18 protein-coding genes are annotated in these 18061 nt (G+C 76.0%); 15 read left to right on the plus strand and 3 right to left on the minus strand.

Translation table 11 applies throughout. The annotated features are described in order from the left end of the window. The first annotated feature begins 57 nt into the window (after positions 1-57). Positions 58-1140, plus strand: coding sequence for a helix-turn-helix domain-containing protein (locus ACWIX6_RS03365; RefSeq protein ID WP_448615440.1), 1083 nt, complete (start codon positions 58-60; stop codon positions 1138-1140). Here the strand turns inward: ACWIX6_RS03365 and ACWIX6_RS03370 are convergent. Continuing rightward, the gene (locus ACWIX6_RS03370; protein WP_448615441.1) at positions 1036-1896 is read right to left on the minus strand and encodes a hypothetical protein; all 861 of its coding nucleotides are present in this window, start codon (positions 1894-1896) and stop codon (positions 1036-1038) included. The two genes, ACWIX6_RS03365 and ACWIX6_RS03370, sit on opposite strands and share 105 nt — an antisense overlap. A gap of 39 nt (positions 1897-1935) precedes the next feature. Between ACWIX6_RS03370 and ACWIX6_RS03375 the strand changes: the two genes are divergently transcribed. From ACWIX6_RS03375 to ACWIX6_RS03405, 7 genes are all read left to right on the plus strand, one after another. Next, positions 1936-2880: a Ppx/GppA phosphatase family protein gene (locus ACWIX6_RS03375; RefSeq protein WP_448615442.1), complete on the plus strand. Its 945-nt coding sequence runs from the start codon at positions 1936-1938 to the stop codon at positions 2878-2880. Beyond that, a complete protein-coding gene (locus tag ACWIX6_RS03380; RefSeq protein ID WP_448615443.1) occupies positions 2880-3983 on the plus strand; it encodes a hypothetical protein in 1104 nt (367 codons plus the stop codon). Before ACWIX6_RS03375 ends, ACWIX6_RS03380 begins: the two co-directional genes overlap by 1 nt. A 72-nt stretch (positions 3984-4055) precedes the next feature. Beyond that, complete coding sequence (gene proC / locus ACWIX6_RS03385; protein ID WP_448615444.1) at positions 4056-4886, plus strand: pyrroline-5-carboxylate reductase; 831 nt, start codon at positions 4056-4058, stop codon at positions 4884-4886. Between the two features lie 313 nt (positions 4887-5199). Next, positions 5200-5592: a helix-turn-helix domain-containing protein gene (locus ACWIX6_RS03390; RefSeq protein WP_448615445.1), complete on the plus strand. Its 393-nt coding sequence runs from the start codon at positions 5200-5202 to the stop codon at positions 5590-5592. 314 nt (positions 5593-5906) lie between these two features. Next, positions 5907-6005 carry a 30S ribosomal protein bS22 gene (locus tag ACWIX6_RS03395; protein WP_012854759.1) on the plus strand — a complete coding sequence of 33 codons (99 nt, stop codon included), beginning with the start codon at positions 5907-5909 and terminating at the stop codon, positions 6003-6005. Positions 6006-6015: 10 nt separating this feature from the next. Further along, positions 6016-7140 (plus strand): NAD-dependent epimerase/dehydratase family protein, encoded by a 1125-nt coding sequence (locus ACWIX6_RS03400; protein ID WP_448615446.1) that lies wholly within the window; start codon positions 6016-6018, stop codon positions 7138-7140. Positions 7141-7179: 39 nt separating this feature from the next. Next, positions 7180-8082: a lysophospholipid acyltransferase family protein gene (locus tag ACWIX6_RS03405; protein ID WP_448615447.1), complete on the plus strand. Its 903-nt coding sequence runs from the start codon at positions 7180-7182 to the stop codon at positions 8080-8082. Positions 8083-8269: 187 nt separating this feature from the next. On the opposite strand, the gene ACWIX6_RS03410 is transcribed toward ACWIX6_RS03405, so the two are convergent. After that, on the minus strand, positions 8270-9184 hold the full coding sequence (locus tag ACWIX6_RS03410) for an HAD family hydrolase (protein ID WP_448615448.1): 915 nt from the start codon (positions 9182-9184) through the stop codon (positions 8270-8272). Positions 9185-9290: 106 nt separating this feature from the next. Further along, on the minus strand, positions 9291-10004 hold the full coding sequence (locus ACWIX6_RS03415) for a sigma-70 family RNA polymerase sigma factor (protein WP_448615449.1): 714 nt from the start codon (positions 10002-10004) through the stop codon (positions 9291-9293). A 156-nt stretch (positions 10005-10160) separates the two neighbouring features. Here ACWIX6_RS03415 and ACWIX6_RS03420 point away from each other — a divergent pair, with 156 nt between their 5' ends. The 7 genes from ACWIX6_RS03420 to hemB all read left to right on the plus strand — a co-directional run bounded on the left by ACWIX6_RS03420 (position 10161) and on the right by hemB (position 17974). Continuing rightward, positions 10161-11807 (plus strand): AMP-binding protein, encoded by a 1647-nt coding sequence (locus tag ACWIX6_RS03420; RefSeq protein WP_448615450.1) that lies wholly within the window; start codon positions 10161-10163, stop codon positions 11805-11807. Beyond that, complete coding sequence (locus ACWIX6_RS03425) at positions 11800-12045, plus strand: glutaredoxin family protein (RefSeq protein WP_448615451.1); 246 nt, start codon at positions 11800-11802, stop codon at positions 12043-12045. The genes ACWIX6_RS03420 and ACWIX6_RS03425 overlap by 8 nt, the downstream gene beginning before the upstream one ends. Positions 12046-12249: 204 nt before the next feature. Then, complete coding sequence (locus tag ACWIX6_RS03430) at positions 12250-12951, plus strand: redox-sensing transcriptional repressor Rex (RefSeq protein WP_448615452.1); 702 nt, start codon at positions 12250-12252, stop codon at positions 12949-12951. Further along, on the plus strand, positions 12948-14357 hold the full coding sequence (locus ACWIX6_RS03435) for a glutamyl-tRNA reductase (protein WP_448615453.1): 1410 nt from the start codon (positions 12948-12950) through the stop codon (positions 14355-14357). The genes ACWIX6_RS03430 and ACWIX6_RS03435 overlap by 4 nt, the downstream gene beginning before the upstream one ends. Further along, the gene (gene hemC, locus ACWIX6_RS03440; RefSeq protein WP_448615454.1) at positions 14354-15304 is read left to right on the plus strand and encodes a hydroxymethylbilane synthase; all 951 of its coding nucleotides are present in this window, start codon (positions 14354-14356) and stop codon (positions 15302-15304) included. Before ACWIX6_RS03435 ends, hemC begins: the two co-directional genes overlap by 4 nt. Before the next feature lie 94 nt (positions 15305-15398). Beyond that, positions 15399-16976 (plus strand): uroporphyrinogen-III synthase, encoded by a 1578-nt coding sequence (locus tag ACWIX6_RS03445; protein WP_448615455.1) that lies wholly within the window; start codon positions 15399-15401, stop codon positions 16974-16976. Then, a complete protein-coding gene (gene hemB, locus ACWIX6_RS03450; RefSeq protein WP_448615456.1) occupies positions 16973-17974 on the plus strand; it encodes a porphobilinogen synthase in 1002 nt (333 codons plus the stop codon). Before ACWIX6_RS03445 ends, hemB begins: the two co-directional genes overlap by 4 nt. Positions 17975-18061: the final 87 nt, after the last annotated feature.

Consider the following 18061-nt stretch of genomic DNA (forward strand, 5'->3'; position numbering starts at 1 on the left):
CCGTGCGACGAGTGGCAGGACTGACCACGACCGCGTCGAACCTGCCATCATGGAGACGTGGACCACACCGCCCGCCCCCTGGTCGTCAGCGCCGTCGTCGCCGACGGATCGGTGGGGAGCTTCGGCCTGGGCGTCGCCGCCGAGGTCTTCGGCTACGACCGCCGGGCACTGGGCCTGCCGCGGTTCGACTTCGCCCTGGTCGGTCCCCGTCCGGGCGTGCTGCGCACCGACACCGGCATCGCCGTCGTCGTCGAGCACGGACTGGACCGGCTGGCCGTCTCCGACGTCGTCCTGCTCACCGCCTGGGAGCTGTACTCCGCCGACCCCCCGCCGGAGATGCTGGCGGCGCTGCGCGCGGCCCACGCCCGCGGCGCCCTGGTGGTCAGCCAGTGCACCGGCGCCTTCGTGCTGGCCGCCGCCGGCCTGCTCGACGGGCAGCGGGCCGCCACGCACTGGAAGTACGCCGGCGAGCTCGCCGCACGCTTCCCCGCTGTGCACGTCGACCCGTCGGTGCTCTACGTCGACGCCGGCCAGGTGCTCACCGGTGCCGGGACGGCGGCCGGCGTCGACACGCTGCTGCACCTGGTCCGTCGCGAGTGGGGCGCCGCGGCGGCCAACGCGCTGGCCCGCGAGATGGTCGTCCCGCCGCACCGGGACGGCGGCCAGGCGCAGTTCATCGACGCTCCGGTGGCGCGCTGCGAGGACGACCGCCTCGGCGTGGTGCTCGACTGGGCCCGGGCGCACCTGGCCGAGGAGATCACCGTCGACCTGCTGGCCCGCCGGGCGCTGATGAGCCCACGGAGCTTCGCCCGCCGGTTCAAGCTCACCACCGGGACGACGCCGCACGCCTGGCTGCTGGACCAGCGGCTGGCCACCGCCGAGGCGCTGCTCGAGGAGAGCGACGCCCCGGTGGAGGAGGTCGCGCGGCTGGTCGGGTTCGGCACCGCGGCGGGGCTGCGCGACCAGTTCACCCGCCGCCGCGGGGTGTCCCCGCGTGCCTACCGGCAGACCTTCCGGGCCGCGGGCGCCGGTGGCTCAGCCGGGCCGGCGCCGGTGCAGCTGCACCGGCACTGGCCCGGGGCCGGCCGGGTGCGGGGCGACGAGCCCGGCGTCGAGGCGGGCCTGGGTGAGCCGGCGTAGCTCGGCGTAGGCCGGCGCGCCCAGCAGCGCGACCAGCTCGGCGGCGTAGGTCTCGACCAGCGGCTCGGCGGCCACGTGTGCCACCGGGGACCCGGTGCACCACCAGTGCAGGTCGTGCCCGCCCGGGCCCCAGGCGCGCCGGTCGAACTCCCCGATGGTCGACACCAGCACCCGGGTGTCGTCGGGCCGGTCGACCCACTCCTGCTCGCGGCGGACCGGCAGCTGCCAGCAGACGTCGGGCTTGGTCTCCAGCGGGTGACGGCCCTGGCGGACCGCCATGGCGTGCAGGGCGCAGCCGGCACCGCCGGGCCAGCCCGGGGGGTTGAGGAACACGCAGGCGCCGTCCACGACGCGGGTGCGCAGCGCCTGCTCGACGGGCTCGGCATCGGGGTCGTCCGGGGCGTCGGGGTCGGCGTCGGGGTCCGGCTCGGTCAGCGTGTCCGGCTCGGTCCAGTCCTCCCGCCACTGCGCGGCGTGCGCCCAGTCGGCGTCCCCGAGCTCGGCCACCGCCGTCCCGACCCGGGCCAGGTCGTCCCCGTCGGTGAAGAAGGCGCCGTGGTTGCAGCAGCCGTCCTCGGGCCGGCCCGCCACGACGCCGGCGCAGCCGCGGCCGTAGACACAGGTCCAGGCGGAGGTCAGCCAGGTCAGGTCGGCCCGCACCCGGTGGTCGGCGTCCGCCGGGTCGGTGAACTCGACCCACTCCCGGGCGAAGTCCAGGCCCACCTCGGGCGGCGCGGACGGTCGTTGCGGTGCCACCGGCGCAGCGTAGGTCCCCGACCCGGCAGACTCTGCGGCATGCGGCTCGGTGTGCTGGACGTCGGATCGAACACCGTCCACCTGCTGGTGGTGGACGCGCACCGTGGTGCCCACCCCACCCCGATGCACGACGACCGCTCGGTGCTGCGGCTCGCCGAGCACGTCGGCGAGGACGGGAAGCTGTCCAAGGCGGGGGAGAAGGCGCTGCTCACCGCGGTGCAGCGGGCCAAGCAGCAGGCCGCCCACCAGCGGTGCGACGACCTGCTGGCCTTCGTCACCTCGGCGATCCGGGAGGCCGACAACGGGGCGGCGGTGCTGCGCCGGGTCCGCGAGCAGACCGGCGTCGACCTGCAGGTGCTCACCGGGGAGGACGAGGCGCGGCTGACCTTCCTGGCGGTGCGCCGGTGGTTCGGGTGGAGCGCCGGCCGGCTGCTCGTCCTGGACATCGGCGGCGGTTCGCTGGAGCTGGCCTCCGGCCTGGACGAGGACCCCGACGTGGCGCTCTCCGTGCCGCTGGGCGCCGGCCGGATGACCCGGCGGTTCCTGCCCGAGGCGGAGAGCGGCGGCCGGCCGGACCTGGCCGCGCTGGAGGAGCTCCGGCTGCACGCCGAGGACGTCCTCGCCCCCGTCGGCGCCAAGTTGCAGGCGGCCGGCGAGCCCGACCTCGTCGCCGCGACGTCCAAGACGTTCCGCAGCCTGGCCCGGCTCGCGGGGGCCGCGCCGTCCGGCGCCGGGTTGCGCGTGCCGCGTGAGCTGACCGCGACCGGCCTCTCCCAGGTGATCGGGTTCGTCTCGCGGATCGAGTCCTCGGCGCTCGCCGAGCTGCAGGGGGTCTCTCCCCAGCGGGCGCACCAGGTTCCCGCGGGCGCCGTCGTGGCGCAGGCTGCCATGCGCGCCGTGGACGTACCGTGCGTCCGTGTCTGCCCATGGGCGCTGCGTGAAGGGGTCATCCTGCGTCGCCTCGACGTCCTGGAGGGGGCGTGATGTCCGGACCTCCGGGTGACCACACCGTCCGCTCGCTGGCGGAGATCCTGCGCGAGCACGGCCTGGAGTCCGAGTTCGGCACCCGGCCGGGCCGGCGCCGGCGGGAGGGCGAGCCGAAGGCGGACTGGCCGGCGCGACCGGCGCCGGAGGACCAGCCGCCGTCGAAGCTGCGCCCGGGACCGGACGGCGGCCCCGGCACCGGCTCCCGGGGCCGGCAGACCCCGGCCCAGTCGCGGGACGCCGCACCGCGGAAAGCGCCCGCCCCGCCGCGGGGCGCGTCCGCCGCTCCTCCCCGCCCGGAGGCCAGGACCCAGGCCGAGGTCGCCGAGATCCTTCGGCAGCACGGACTCGAGTCCGAGTTCGGCACCCGGCCTAAGCGGAGCGACGAGGCCGCCCGGGCCGACTGGCCGGCCCGACCGGCCCCCGCGGACCAGCCGCACAGCCGGCTGAGGCCACCGGCCGACCCCGGACCGCCGGCCCAGGTCGCCCGCCCGCGGGAGGCTCCGCGGGAGGAGGCCCGCACCGGCCGCAACGTCTCCGCCGCGCCCGCCGCGCCGGCCCCCGCGAGCCCGGCGCCGGCCGCGGCCCGCGCCGGGGCAGCGGCGCCGGCTGCGACCCCGCCGGCCGCGCCCGCGCCCCGGTCGTCGCACCGTGCGGCTGCCACGGCCGGACCGACCACCTCGGGGATCCGTGGGCTGCGGCCCTCCCGCAAGCCGGGGGTGCCGAGCACCGACGACCCGGTGGCGACGGGCTCGTTCGCCGCCGTGGCCGCCGGTGCGCTGGCCGCCGAGACGGCCGACCCCGACGCGCCCCCACCGACCGCGGTGCAGAGCGCGCTGGCCTGGCTGCGCTTCGCGCTGGAGCTGCTGCTGGCCGTCGGGATCGGGGTCGGCACCTACTTCGCGTTCACCGTGCTGTGGGAGCTGATGCCCTACGTCGCGCTGATCGCCGCGCCCCTCGTGCTCACCGCCCTGGTCGCCGGGGTCGCGGCGTGGCGGCACCGGCACGAGCAGGCCCAGCTGGGGGTGCCGCTGCTGGCGGTGCTGGTGTTCGCCGGGGCACTGCTGGTCATCGCGCCGGCCGCGGGGCTGCTGGCCGGCTGAGCCCGTCCGGCCGCGGGACCGGCAGGGCGGCCACGGACGTCGTCCCCGGGCCCGGGCACTACCGTCGCCGCCGTGACCACAGGCGGGCGTTCGGGACTGGCCATCATCGGCGGCGGCAAGATCGGCGAGGCGCTGCTCGCCGGGCTGATCCGCCAGGCGGGCGCGCACGGGGCCGGGCCGGGGGACATCGTCGTCGTGGAGCGGAGCGCGGAGCGCGCCGCGGAGCTGACCACGCGCTACGGGGTGGCCACCGAGGACCTCGCCGGGGCCGCCGGTCGGTGCCGCGTGCTGCTGCTCGCGGTCAAGCCGCAGGACATCGACGCCCTGCTCGCCCTGCTCGGACCGCACGTCACCGCGGACCACCTGGTCGTCTCGGTCGCCGCCGGGGTGCCGACGGCCCGCATCGAGGACGCGCTGCCGGCCGGCACGCCGGTCGTGCGGGTCATGCCCAACACGCCCGCTCTGGTCGACGAGGGCATGAGCGTGCTGTCCGCCGGCACGCACGCCTCGAACGCGCACCTGGACGAGGCCGAGGCGCTGCTGTCACCCGTCGGGCGGGTGCGCCGGGTGCCGGAGAGCCAGCAGGACGCCGTGACCGCACTGTCCGGCAGCGGCCCGGCCTACTTCTTCTTCCTGGTCGAGGCGATGATCGACGCCGGCATCCTGCTGGGCCTGCCCAGGACGTTGGCCGCGGACCTGATCGTGCAGACGGCGCTGGGGGCGGCGGTCATGCTGCGCGACTCGGGGGAGCACCCGGTGCAGCTGCGGGAGGCGGTCACCAGCCCCGGTGGGACGACCATCGCGGCCATCCGGGAGCTCGAGCGGCACGGTGTCCGGGCGGCCCTGATCGCGGCCATCGAGGCGGCCCATGACCGCTCCGTGGAGCTGGGTGCTGCGCACTGACCGGACACGGTTCGTGATGTGGCGTTTCCAGCACGTCATGGGTGACCGGGTGTCGATGCGGGCAGTGAGCAACGAGGCACCCAGTGTGTGGAAAGTGAAAGACAGCGGTGTAGTTCTCCACAGTTGGTTGTGGACGAGGGGTGGTGTCGACTCGTCGGCTTGTGGATAACACGCCGTCACAGGAGTGTCACCCTGTGTCTCTGTCCACTTGTGCCCAGGACGGACCGGTCCGCCTGTCCGTTTCACCCATCGCTTCTGTCACTCAGGTCCCCCTAGGGTTCTTCTCAACAGCACGTGCGTGTCCCGTCCGCCGGTGGGGAAGCCGGTGGCCCGACTCGTGCTGAACCCGGAGATGATCCAGATGACCATGCCCCACCGCGCCACCGTGCAGACCGCTCGCCCGGGTGTCCCGGCGCCGCGCCAGATGGGCCGGCCCATCTCGGCCGCCTCGCTCGGCCGCCCGGTCCCGGCCGCCCACCCGGCCTCCGTGCCGGTCGGTCGCCCGGCCGCCGTCCCGGCCCCCCGCGCCGCCGTCGCCTTCCTGACCGTCGCCGAGGTCGCCGCCCTCATGCGCGTCTCCAAGATGACCGTCTACCGCCTGGTGCACGGTGGCGAGCTCGCCGCCGTCCGCGTCGGCCGTTCCTTCCGCGTGCCGGAGCGCGCCGTGCACGACTACCTGCGCGACGCCTACACCGACATCGCCTGAGGAAGGACCCCGCCGCCCCCCGCCACTCGCAGGCTCGCGGCGGGACCCTGCGACGGGGCCGCTCCAGCACGTCACCGGGCTCGCGGCGGGACCCTGCGACGGGGCCGCTCCAGCACGTCACCGGGCTCGCGGCGGGACCCGGCAGGGTGAGTGTCTCGGCCCGTCGACACCTGGCAGGTAGGCTCGGACGTCGAGCGGTGCCGCCCCGTGGCGGGGTGGCCCGCGCACGAGCTGTTCACCTCGCACGGTGCCCGGCGTGACCGCCCCGGTCACCCTCCCGGTCGCCGCGCGACCACGACGTCGGGAGCACTGACATGGGTTCGGTCATCAAGAAGCGCCGCAAGCGGATGGCGAAGAAGAAGCACCGCAAGCTCCTCAAGAAGACCCGCGTCCAGCGACGCAACAAGAAGTGAGCTGACGCTCGTGCCGCCCGCGGTCGTCCTCGTCACCGGTGTGAGCAGGTGGCTGGGGGGTGCGCTGGCGGCCGAGCTGGCTGCCGACCCGGCCATCGGCCGGGTCATCGGGGTGGACACCGTCCCCCCGTCCCCCCAGGTGCTCCGGCGCCTGGGCCGCACCGAGTTCGTCCGGGCCGACATCCGCAACCCGCTGATCGCCAAGGTGATCGAGTCCGCGGCCGTCGACACGGTCGTGCACATGAACATCAGCGCGACGCCGGCAGGTGCCGGCGGGCGGGTGCCGATGAAGGAGCTCAACGTCATCGGCAGCATGCAGCTGCTCGCCGCCTGCCAGCGGGCGCCCACCCTGCGCCGGCTGGTGCTCAAGTCCACCAGCGCGGTGTACGGCGCGAGTCCCCGCGACCCCGCCGTCTTCACCGAGGCCATGCAGGCCCGGCACGTGCCCAGCGGTGGCTTCGCCAAGGACAGCCTGGACATCGAGGGCTACGTCCGGTCCTTCGCGCGGCGGCGTCCCGACGTCGACGTGGCGGTGCTGCGCTTCGCGCACTTCATCGGCCCGCGCATCGACTCGCTGCTGACCGAGTTCTTCCGGCTGCCGCTCGTCCCGACCGTGCTCGGCTACGACGCGCGCCTGCAGCTGCTGCACGAGGACGACGCGCTGGCCGTCCTGGTGCGCGCCACCACCGGGGACTTCGCCGGCACGGCCAACGTCGGCGCTCCCGGGACGGTGCTGCTCTCCCAGGCGATCCGCCGGCTAGGGCGCATCCCGCTCCCCGTCCCCTCCCCGGCCATCGGGTCGCTGTCCAAGCTCACCCGGCGCGCGGGCATGGTCGACTGGTCACCGGAGCAGATGCGGTTGCTGAACTTCGGTCGCGTGCTGGACACCCGCGTACTGCGGGACCAGCTGGGTTACTCCCCGCGCTACACCACGTCGGCCGCGCTGGCCGACTACGGGCGGACGCTGGCTCCCGTGGTCGCCCCGGAGCTGGTCGGGGCGGTTGCCGCCGGCGCCGGGACGGTGGTGTCCCGGGTCGCCGAGGGCGCCGCGGCCCTCGGGTCCGTCCGGCGGTCGCTGCGCCGTGCGACGCCCGCTCCGGTCGTGCCCGGCCTGCGCGCGGTGCGCGACCTGTGACCGCGCCGACGACACCCCACCGACGAACGGAGCTGCCCGGTGCCTGAGGCCAGGGTCATCCCGCTGCACCCGGGGGACGACGAGCCCACGCCGACCCCGCCGTCCGGATGGGACGAGCAGCTCGGCGACGCGCTGCAGTTCCTCCGCCGCCGGTTCACCGGCGACTACGACACCGACGAGTTCGGCTTCGACCCGGACCTGACCGACCACGTGCTGCTGCCGATGATGCGGCCGTGGTTCTCCAAGTGGTTCCGGGTGGAGACGCAGGGCGTGGAGAACGTGCCCGACGTCGGGGGCGCCCTCGTGGTGGCCAACCACTCGGGGACCATCCCGGTGGACGCGCTGATGACCACGGTCGCGCTGCACGACGACCACCCGGCCGCCCGGCGGTTCCGGCTGCTCGGCGCGGACCTGGTGTTCTCCACGCCGTTCATGGGAGCGCTGGCCCGCAAGATGGGCGCCACCCTGGCCTGCAACGAGGACGCCGAACGGCTGCTGCAGGGCGGCGAGCTGGTCGGCGTCTTCCCCGAGGGGTTCAAGGGCGTGGGCAAGCCGTTCAGCGAGCGGTACACCCTGCAGCGGTTCGGCCGGGGCGGTTTCGTCACGGCGGCTCTGCGCACGGGGGTGCCGATCGTGCCCTGCGCGATCGTCGGGGCCGAGGAGATCTACCCGATGATCGGCAACGTCAAGACGGTCGCCCGCGTGCTGGGACTGCCCTACTTCCCGATCACGCCGACGTTCCCGCTGCTCGGCCCGCTCGGCGCGGTGCCGCTGCCCTCGAAGTGGTTCATCGCCTTCGGCGAGCCGATCGAGACGGCGTCCTACGGCCCGGCGGCCGCGGACGACCCGATGGTGGTGTTCAACCTGACCGACCAGGTCCGGGAGACCATCCAGCACTCCCTCTACCGGCTCCTGCTCCAGCGTCGCAGCGTCTTCAGCTGACTCGACGAGGGGGGCCGGAGGCTCCCCGAGGAGAGTCAGCGACGCAACGTGCTGGAAGACGGACGTGCGGCGGTAGCCGCACGCCGCGACGACGGGGGGGCGAAGCCCTCCCCGAGGAGCGGCAGCAGCGGCTCAGCGCCAGTGGGGCACGGCCCCTGGCTGCGGTGGGAGTCCGGAGGACGACAGTTCAGAAGGGCCAGAGGTTGCGGCGGCGGAGGGCGACCAGGCCGCCGACCACGCCGCCGGACAGGGCCGCCGCACCCACCGTGGGGACGCCGATCCGGGCCGCCTTGCGGCCGGTGCGGAAGTCCTTGACCAGCCAGCCGCGGGACCGGGCGACGGCGCGCAACTCGCTGTCCGGGTTCACCGCGACGGCGGTGCCGACCAGGGTCAGCATCGGCAGGTCGTTGGTCGAGTCGCTGTAGGCGGTGCAGCGGGACAGGTCCAGGTGCTCCCGCTCGGCGAGCGCCCGGACCGCCTGCGCCTTGGCCTCGCCGTGCATCAGCTCCCCGACCAGCCGGCCGGTGAACTTCCCGTCGACGACCTCGGCGACGGTGCCCAGCGCGCCGGTCAGCCCGAGCCGGTGGGCGATGATCGAGGCCAGTTCCACGGGCGTCGCGGTGACCAGCCAGACCCGCTGCCCGGCGTCGAGGTGCTGCTGGGCGAGGTTGCGGGTGCCCGACCAGATCCGGTCGGCCATCAGCTCGTCGTAGATCTCCTCGCTGGCCCGGCGGATCTCCTCGACGGTGCGGCCGGCGACGAAGGCCAGGGCGTTGTCCCGCACGGTGTGCATGTCGATGCTGCTCTCGGTCCCGGCCACCCGGAACTTCGCCTGCTGCCAGATGAAGGAGGCCACGTCCCGGGTGGTGAAGTACTCGCGGGCGGCCAGGCCTCGGGCGAACCAGAAGATCGAGGCGCCCATCATCATCGTGTTGTCGACGTCGAAGAACGCCGCGGCGGTGCGGTCGGGATCGGGCGTCGGGGGGAGCTCGGTCTCCGCCGCGGCGGCCGAGGCGGTGCCGGCGACGAGCGCCCTGGTCTCCTCGTCGGGGAGGCCTTCGGGGATCCGCGCCGCCCCGCCCCGGAAGGGCACTCGGACCACGGCGCTCACCCCCTCCGGCGGAGGCTCCGCCGCCTCGTCCGACCCTAGCGGCGGGGGCCGGGCGGACCGGCCGCCGCCCTGGGGGTGCCGGGGACGGGGTCGCCGGTCACCGCAGACCCTCGGGGAACAGCGTCGCCAGCCGCCGGACGGCCCGGTGCTGCAGCGCCTTGACCGCGCCGTCCTTGCGGCCCATCGCCGCGGCGGTCTCGGCGACCGTGAGGCCCTGCAGGAACCGCAGCGCCAGGCACTCCCGCTGGTCCTCGGACAGCTGCCGCACCCCGTCCAGCAGCTCGGCGTGGGTCATCGCCTGCAGGACCGTGTCCTCCGGTCCCGGGGTGACCCGGTCGGCGTCCCGCATGTCCCCGGTGGTCACCTCGAGCCGGAACCGGCTGCTCTTGACGTGGTCCAGCACGATGTTCCGGGCGATGGTCACCAGCCAGGCGCCCACGTCGCGGCCCTGGAAGGACAGCGAGTCGATCCGGCGCAGCGCCCGCACGAAGGTCTCGCTGGTGAAGTCCTCGGCGGTGGCCCGGTCGCCGACCCGGTGCAGCAGGAACCGGAAGACGACGTCGACGTACCGGTCGTACAGCAGACCGAAGCCCTCGGCGTCCCCGGCCTGGGCCCGGCGGACCAGGTGCCAGACCGTCTCCTCCTCGGTCCGTCGCGGGCCGGCGTCCCCCGCCGGCGCGGCGAGCCGGCCGATCGGACGCACCGCGGCGGACGGGGCGTCGCCGGCCCGGGGGAGCGGGACGGCGCAGGTGGCCGGTTGCCCGGCGCGGCCGACGACGGGCCGGGACGTCGCCAGCCGGGGGCGGGACATGCCGGTGGGACCTCCTCGTCCGTACCCCCGAGCCGAAGGCTCGGGCCATCAGGGGACGCTCGCACGCTGCGGGCCGACGACCATGGTGACAACATCGGGGCGCTGCGTCCACGCGACGCCGTCCCGGACGGCTCCGCGCGACCTCGGGAGGGAACGGTGCCGGCTCGCGGACCCGACGGGGACGCCCGCACGTTCGACGCGCTGGTGCGCCGGGCCGCCGCCGTGCGGGGGGACCACCCGGCCCTGGTCCAGGGGTCCCGCCGGCTGACCTGGGCCGACGTGGACGCGGCCGTGGACCGGGTCGCCGCCGGGTACGCCGAGCGCGGCCTGGTCCCCGGCGACCGGGTCGCCGTGCAGCTGCCCAACGGCGTCGAGTGGGTGCTGGCCGCGGTCGGGGCACTGCGTGCCGGGCTGGTCGTCGTGCCGGTCAACACCGCCTACACCGACCCCGAGGTCACCCACCTGCTCACCGACTCGGGCGCGCGGCTGCTGGTGGGCGGCGCGGCCCGGTCCGACCTCGCCGGGGTGCCGGTGCTCGACGGCCCGCCCACGGCCGACCGACCTCCGCCGCCGGCTCCCGACGACCCGACGGCGCTCGCCCTGCTCGCCTACACCAGCGGGACGACGGGGCTGCCGCGCGGGGCGATGCTGACCCACGCCGCGCTGCTGGCCAACCAGGAGCAGTGCCTCGCGCTGGACCCGCCGCCGGTCCGGGCCGACGACCGGGTCCTGCTGGTGCTGCCGCTGTTCCACGTCTACGGCCTGAACTCCGGGTTCGGCCTGGTGGCGGCGACGGGTGCCTGCGGAGTGCTGGTCGAGGAGTTCGACCCGGTCGCCACGCTGCGGCTGATGGTCGAGGAGGAGGTCACCGCCGTCCCGGGGGCGCCGCCGATGTACGCCGCCTGGCTGGCCGCGGCCGACGCGGCGGGCAGCGACACGGCGCTGCGCCGCGCGTTCGCCGCCGTGCGCACCGCCTCCTGCGGCGCCGCGCCGCTCCCGGCCGCCGTCTTCACCGGCATGCGGGACCGCGCGGCGGTCACGGTGTGGGAGGGCTACGGCCTGACCGAGGCCGGCCCGGTGCTGGCCAGCACGCTGGCCACCGGCCGGGCCAAGCCCCAGTGCATCGGCGGACCGCTGCCCGGCGTCCAGCTCGCGCTGCGCGACACCGCCGGGGGGCCGGTCGCCGGTCCCGACCCGGGCAGCCGGGTGCGGCCCGGCGTCTTCGGCGACCCCTACGGCGAGGACGGTCCCGACCACCACGGCGAGGAGGCCGGCGAGCTGTGTGCCCGCGGCCCCAACCTGTTCTCCGGGTACTGGCCCGACGGGGCGGACGGGCCCGACGCCGAGGGGTGGCTGCTCACCGGGGACATCGCCTACCGGGACGTCGACGGCGACCTGCGGCTGGTCGACCGCCGTCGTGACCTGGTGCTGGTCAGCGGCTTCAACGTCTACCCCGGGGAGGTGGAGCGCGTCCTGGACGCCCACCCGGGGGTCGCCGAGAGCGCCGTCATCGGGGTGCCGGACCCGCGCACCGGGGAGGCGGTGCACGCCATCGTGGTCCGGGCGCCCGGGGAGCCGGTCGGGGAGGCCGAGCTGCTGGCGCACGCCCGGGCGTCGCTGGCCCGGTTCAAGGTCCCGACGGCCGTGCACGTGGTGCCCGAGCTGCCGCACTCGCTGGCCGGCAAGGTCAGCCGGGCCCGGCTCCGGGAGCTGGGCCTGGAACGGATCGCCGCCGAGGCAGAGGCCCGCGCGGCTGCGGGAGCCGACGGTGCGGCCCCCGACGGGGAGGTGTCCGGTGGCTGACGCGCGACTGCAGCTGCTCACCCGCAGCGGCTGCCACCTGTGCGAGATCGCCGCGGAGACGGTCGGCCGGCTGGCCGCCGAGGCCGGGCTGGTCCCGCAGCTGGTCGACGTGGACGCCGACGACGAGCTGCGCGCCGAGTACGGCGACCGGGTGCCCGTCGTGCTGCTCGACGGGCGCGAGCACTCCTACTTCACGGTGGACGTGGACCGGTTGCGTTGGGACCTCGGCACCGGCTGACCCGCCCGCCGGACCCCTCGGCTACGGTGGTCTCCGCCACAGCCGCGCCCGTCCACCTGCACGGACGCCGCTCGCGACTTTGTTCCTGCGTTCACAAGCGGTTACCGTGGCGTTGCCGGGCCGCCACGAGCCCGCGCCTTCGACGTCCTCCCGACCGCGCCGGCCCCCGCCGGGCCGTGATCGGAACGCTGTGGAGTCTGCCCCGTGACCCAGTCGCGGCCCCGGATCGTCCCGGAGGCCACCGTCGCCCGGTTGGCCGTGTACCTGCGGGTGCTGGCCGCCCTCGCCGACGGCGGGCGCAGCCACGTCTCCTCCGGTGAGCTGGCCGCGGCCGCCGGGGTCAACCCCGCCGGTCTGCGCAAGGACCTGTCCTACCTCGGCCCCTGCGGCGTGCGCGGCGTCGGCTACTCGGTGGCCGGGCTGCAGGAGCGGCTCACCGCGGCGCTCGGGGTGGAGCGGAACCGCCCCTGCGTGCTCGTCGGCATCGGCCGGCTGGGGGCGGCGCTGGCCGACTACGCCGGCTTCGCCAGCCGCGGGTTCGAGTTCGTCGGCCTGCTGGACGCCGACCCGGCGCGCGTCGGCGAGCGGGTCGGGGGGTGCACGGTCCGACCGGTGGCCGACCTGGAGGCGGTCGTCGCCGACACCGAGGCCTCCATCGGCGTCATCACGACACCGGCCGAGGTGGCCCAGTCGGTCTGCGACCGGCTGGTCTCCGCCGGGGTGAGGAGCATCTTGAACTTCGCGCCGGTGGCCCTGTCGGTCCCCGCGGACGTCGACGTCCGCAAGGTCGACCTCTCCGTGGAGCTCCAGGTGCTGGCCTTCCTCGACCAGCAGCGCGACGGCGGCCCCACCCCGGTGGTCGTGCCCGCCCCGCAGGTGGCCGCGCGCGCCGGAGGTGCCCGGTGAGCCTGCTGGCCGTCGGCATCAGCCACCAGACCGCCCCCGTCGCCCTGCTCGAGCAGGTCAGCATGACCGGGGACGACCGGGTCAAGGCGCTGCACGAGCTCGTCGACAGCGCCCACGTCAGCGAGGCGATCGTGCTGGCCACCTGCAACCGGGTGGAGGTCTTCGCCGAGGTCGACCGCTTCCACGGCGGGGTGACCGAGGTCAGCCGGGTGCTGGCCCGGCACGCCGGCACCACCGTCGAGGAGCTCGCCCCCTACGTCACCGTCTACTACGAGGACCAGGCGATCGGGCACATGTGCACCGTCGCCGCCGGGCTGGACTCCATGGTCGTCGGCGAGACGCAGGTGCTCGGGCAGCTGCGCGCGGCGTACGCGCTCGCGCAGGAGGAGGGCACCGTCGGGCGGGAGCTGCACCCGATCGCCCAGCGGGCGCTGCGGGTGGGCAAGCGGGTGCACGCCGAGACCGGCATCGACCGGGCCGGCGCCTCGCTGGTGTCGGTGGCGCTGGACCGGGTGACCGCCACCCTGGGCGAGCTCTCCGCGCGGCCGGTGCTGGTCGTCGGCGCCGGGTCGATGGGCGCGCTGGCCGCCAGCACCCTGGCCCGGCGGGGCGCCCGGGTGACCGTCAGCAGCCGGACGCCGGCCGGCGCCGCCCGGCTCGCCGACACCATCGGCGGCCGCGCCGCCGACCTCGCCGACCTCCCCGACGAGCTGGCCGCCGCTGACGTGCTGGTCACCTGCACCGGCGCCACCGGCACCGTGATCGGCGAGGACGTCGTCCGCGCCGCCCTTCCCCGGCGGGCCGGCCGGCCGCTGACGATCGTCGACCTGGCGCTGCCCCGGGACGTCGACCCCGCCGTGGCGGGCCTGCCCGGTGTGCACGTGGTGGACCTGGCGATGCTGCAGGGCGAGCGGGCGGCGCACCCCGGCGAGCCGGTCGCCGGCTCGGTCGCGGCCGACGACGTGGCCGCCGCGCACGCCCTCGTCGAGCTGGAGACGTCGCTGCTGCGGGCCGAGCGGCAGGCCGCCGCGGTCGCCCCCACCGTCTCCGCGCTGCGGAGCCAGGCCGCCGACGTGGTCGACGCCGAGCTGCTCCGGCTGTCGACCCGGCTGCCCGACCTGGACGCCCGGGCCCGCAGCGAGATCGCCCGGACCGTCCGCCGCGTCGTGGACAAGCTGCTGCACGAGCCGACCGTGCGGGTGAAGGAGCTGGCCAGCGCCCCGGGCGGCACCGACTACGCCGACGCGCTGCGCGCCCTGTTCGGACTGGGCATCGGCGTCGACGGCGACACCGCCACGCTCTCGGACGCTGTCGCGCTGGACCCCGAGCTGCCGGCCGGCACCCGGCTGTCCGCGCTGGACCTGCGCATCGGCGATCCCGACCCGCGCCCGGGAGGTGCTCCGTGACCGGGCAGCCGCTGCGACTGGGCACCCGGGCCAGCCAGCTCGCGCTCACCCAGTCCCGGCACGTCGCCGACGCGCTCACCGCGGCCACCGGCGTCCCCGTCGAGCTGGTGCACGTCAGCACCCACGGTGACCGCTCCTCGGCGGCGATCAGCCAGCTGGGCGGCACCGGCGTCTTCGTCAGCGCGCTCCGCGACGCCCTGCGCGCCGGCACCGTCGACCTGGCGGTGCACAGCTACAAGGACCTGCCCACGGCGGCCGAGGCCGACCTCGCGCTGGCCGCCGTCCCCGCGCGCGAGGACCCGCGCGACGCGCTGGTGGCCCGCGACGGCCTGACCCTCGGCGAGCTGCCGCCCGGGTCCCGGATCGGCACCGGGGCACCCCGGCGGATGGCCCAGCTGCGCGCGCTGGGCCTGGGCCTGGACGTCGTCCCCATCCGCGGCAACGTCGACACCCGGATGGCGAGGGTCGCCGGGCAGCCCGGCGACGGCCCGGGCGACCTGGACGCCGTCGTCCTCGCCCGTGCCGGGCTGGCCCGGCTGGGCCGGCTCGCCGCGGTGACCGAGGTGCTCGACCCCCTCCAGGTGCTCCCCGCACCGGCCCAGGGGGCGCTGGCCGTGGAGTGCCGCGGCGACGACGCCCGGGTCCGGGAGCTGCTCGCCGTCCTGGAGGACCCCGCCGCCCGGTCCTGCGTGGTCGCCGAGCGCTCGGTGCTGTCGGCCCTGGAGGCCGGCTGCAGCGCACCGGTCGCCGCCTACGCCGAGCTGGCCGAGGCCGAGGACGGCGGCGCGGAGCTGTACCTGCGTGCCTCGGTCACCGCGATCGACGGCAGCGACGGCGTCCGCGGCTCGATCAGCGGTCCGGCCACCGCGGCCCGGGAGCTGGGCCGTGCCCTGGCCGACGAGCTGCTCGACCGGGGCGCCGGCGCCCTGATGGCGGCCAGCCGGTGACCCCCACCCCACGCGGCCGCGGCCGCCGCACACCCCCCACCCGTCCCGTACCACCCGCAGCGACCCCTTCCCGGGGCAGGAACAGGAGCACGCGATGACGCGCTCACGCAAGCAGTCCAGCAGCAAGGGCACCGTCGTCCTCGTCGGTGCCGGCCCCGGCGACCCGGGGCTGCTCACCGCCCGGGCGAGCGCGGCGCTGGCCGCCGCCGACCTCGTGCTGGTCGACCCCGACGTCTCGGCCGCGGTGACCGACGCCGTCCGCGAACAGCACCCGGGGCTGGAGCTCAGCACGGTGGGCGGCGAGACGGCCGAGGTCGCCAAGACGGCGGTGACCGCCGCCAAGAACGGCAGCACCGTCGTCCGGCTGGTCGCCGGCGACCCCTTCACCAGCGACGCCGTGGTCCGGGAGGCGCTGGCGGTCACCCGCTCCAGCGTGCCCTTCGACGTCGTCCCCGGCGTGGCCGTGGGCACCGCTGTCCCCGCCTACGCCGGCGTGGCGCTCGGCGGCACCTCCGTGCAGGCCGACCTGCGGCCCGTCCCCGGTGGCGAGTCGGCCGCGGACTCCCCGGCCCAGCTCGCCGCCCTGGCGGCCGCGGCCACCGGCACCGGCAGCCCGCTGGTGCTGCAGGCCGACGCCGCGCAGCTGCCCGCCGCGGCCGCCGGCCTGCTCGAGGGCGGCCTGGGCGCCGGCACGCCGGTCGTGGTGACCGTCGAGGGCACCGGCACCGCGCAGAAGAGCGTGGTCACCAAGCTGTCCGCGGTGGCGGAGAAGACCGCCGGGCTGGACTCGCTGACCGGTGCCGTGGTGGCCACGATCGGCTCGGTCGTGGACAAGCGCGCCCGGCTGTCCTGGTGGGAGAGCCGGCCGCTGTTCGGCTGGCGCGTGCTGGTGCCGCGCACCAAGGAGCAGGCCGGCGACATGAGCGAGCGGCTGCGTGCCTACGGCGCCGTCCCGGTCGAGGTGCCGACCATCGCCGTGGAGCCGCCGCGCAGCCCGGCCCAGATGGACCGCGCGGTGAAGGGCCTGGTCACCGGCCGCTACGGCTGGATCGTGTTCACCTCGACCAACGCGGTGCGCGCCGTCCGGGAGAAGTTCACCGAGCTCGGCCTCGACGCCCGCGCCTTCGCCGGGGTCAAGGTCGCCTGCGTGGGCGAGCAGACCGCGCAGGCGGTCCGCGACTTCGGCATCGTGCCCGAGCTGGTGCCCAGTGGCGAGCAGTCCAGCGAGGGCCTGCTGGTCGACTTCCCGCCCTACGACGACGTGTTCGACCCGATCGACCGGGTGCTGCTGCCCCGCGCCGACATCGCCACCGAGACCCTCGCCGCCGGGCTCAAGGAGCGCGGCTGGGAGATCGACGACGTCACCGCCTACCGCACCGTGCGGGCCGCGCCGCCGGCCGCCGCCGTCCGCGAGGCGATCAAGGGCGGCGGCTTCGACGCCGTCTGCTTCACCTCCTCCTCCACCGTCCGCAACCTGGTCGGCATCGCCGGCAAGCCGCACGCCCGCACCGTGGTGTCGGTGATCGGCCCGGCGACCGCGGCCAGCGCCACCGAGTTCGGGCTGCGCGTCGACGTGCAGCCCGAGACCGCGGCGGTCGGCCCGCTGGTCGACGCGCTGGCCGCCTTCGCCCAGGCGCGGCGCGCCGAGGCCGAGGGCGAGGGGACCAAGTGACCGGCCCCCGAGGTGGCGGCGCCGCTCCGGGCTTCGCCCGCGGCCGCCGGCTGAGGTCCACCCCGGCGATGCGGCGGTGGACGGCGCAGACCCGGCTGTCCCCGGCCGACTTCGTGCTGCCGGTGTTCGTCAAGGAGGGCATCTCCGACCCGGTGCCGATCCGCTCCATGCCCGGCGTCGTCCAGCACACCCAGGACTCGCTACGCAAGGCCGCGCACGAGGCCGCCGAGGCCGGCATCAGCGGGCTGATGGTCTTCGGCATCCCCGCCGACAAGGACCCGGTCGGCTCCCAGGCCGACGCCGCCGACGGCGTGGTCAACGTCGCGCTGCGGCAGCTCCGGTCCGACCTCGGCGACGAGTTGGTGCTGATGGCTGACCTGTGCCTGTGCGAGTACACCGACCACGGGCACTGCGGCGTGGTCACCCCGGCCGGCGTGGTCGACAACGACCCGACGCTGGACCGCTACGCCGCCGTGGCCGTCGCCCAGGCCCGCGCCGGGGCGCACGTCATCGCGCCCAGCGGGATGATGGACGGGCAGGTCGCCGCCATCCGGGCCGGCCTGGACGGCGCCGCGTACACCGAGACGCCGGTCCTGGCCTACGCGGCCAAGTACGCCTCCGGCTTCTACGGGCCCTTCCGGGAGGCCGCCGAGGGCGCGCCGCAGTTCGGCGACCGGTCGACCTACCAGATGGACCCGCCCAACGCCGACGAGGCGCTGCGCGAGGTCGCCCAGGACCTCGCCGAGGGCGCCGACGCGGTCATGGTGAAGCCCGCGCTGCCCTACCTGGACATCGTGTCCCGGGTCGCCGACGCCGTCGACGTCCCGGTCAGCGCCTACCAGGTGAGCGGCGAGTACGCGATGGTCGAGGCCGCCGCCGCCAACGGCTGGGTGGACCGGCGGCGGGCCGTCCTGGAGACGCTCACCGCCATCCGCCGGGCCGGAGCCGGGTCGGTGCTGACCTACTGGGCGGTCGAGGCCGCCCGCTGGGTTCGATAGGGACCCCGCTGCCCCGACACTCGCCAGCTCGCGGCGGGACCCTGCAGCGGGGCCGTTCCAGCACGTCGCGAGCCACACAGGCAGGCC

This window comes from Modestobacter sp. URMC 112, from assembly GCF_053502575.1.

Bases quoted from the DNA above. Each gene is read 5' to 3' on its own strand.
- ACWIX6_RS03375 (WP_448615442.1), top strand. From the start codon at position 1,936: ATGCGGCTCGGTGTGCTGGACGTCGGATCGAACACCGTCCACCTGCTG.
- ACWIX6_RS03380 (WP_448615443.1), top strand. From the start codon at position 2,880: ATGTCCGGACCTCCGGGTGACCACACCGTCCGCTCGCTGGCGGAGATC.
- ACWIX6_RS03395 (WP_012854759.1), top strand. From the start codon at position 5,907: ATGGGTTCGGTCATCAAGAAGCGCCGCAAGCGGATGGCGAAGAAGAAG.
- ACWIX6_RS03415 (WP_448615449.1), bottom strand. From the start codon at position 10,004: ATGTCCCGCCCCCGGCTGGCGACGTCCCGGCCCGTCGTCGGCCGCGCC.
- ACWIX6_RS03445 (WP_448615455.1), top strand. From the start codon at position 15,399: ATGACGCGCTCACGCAAGCAGTCCAGCAGCAAGGGCACCGTCGTCCTC.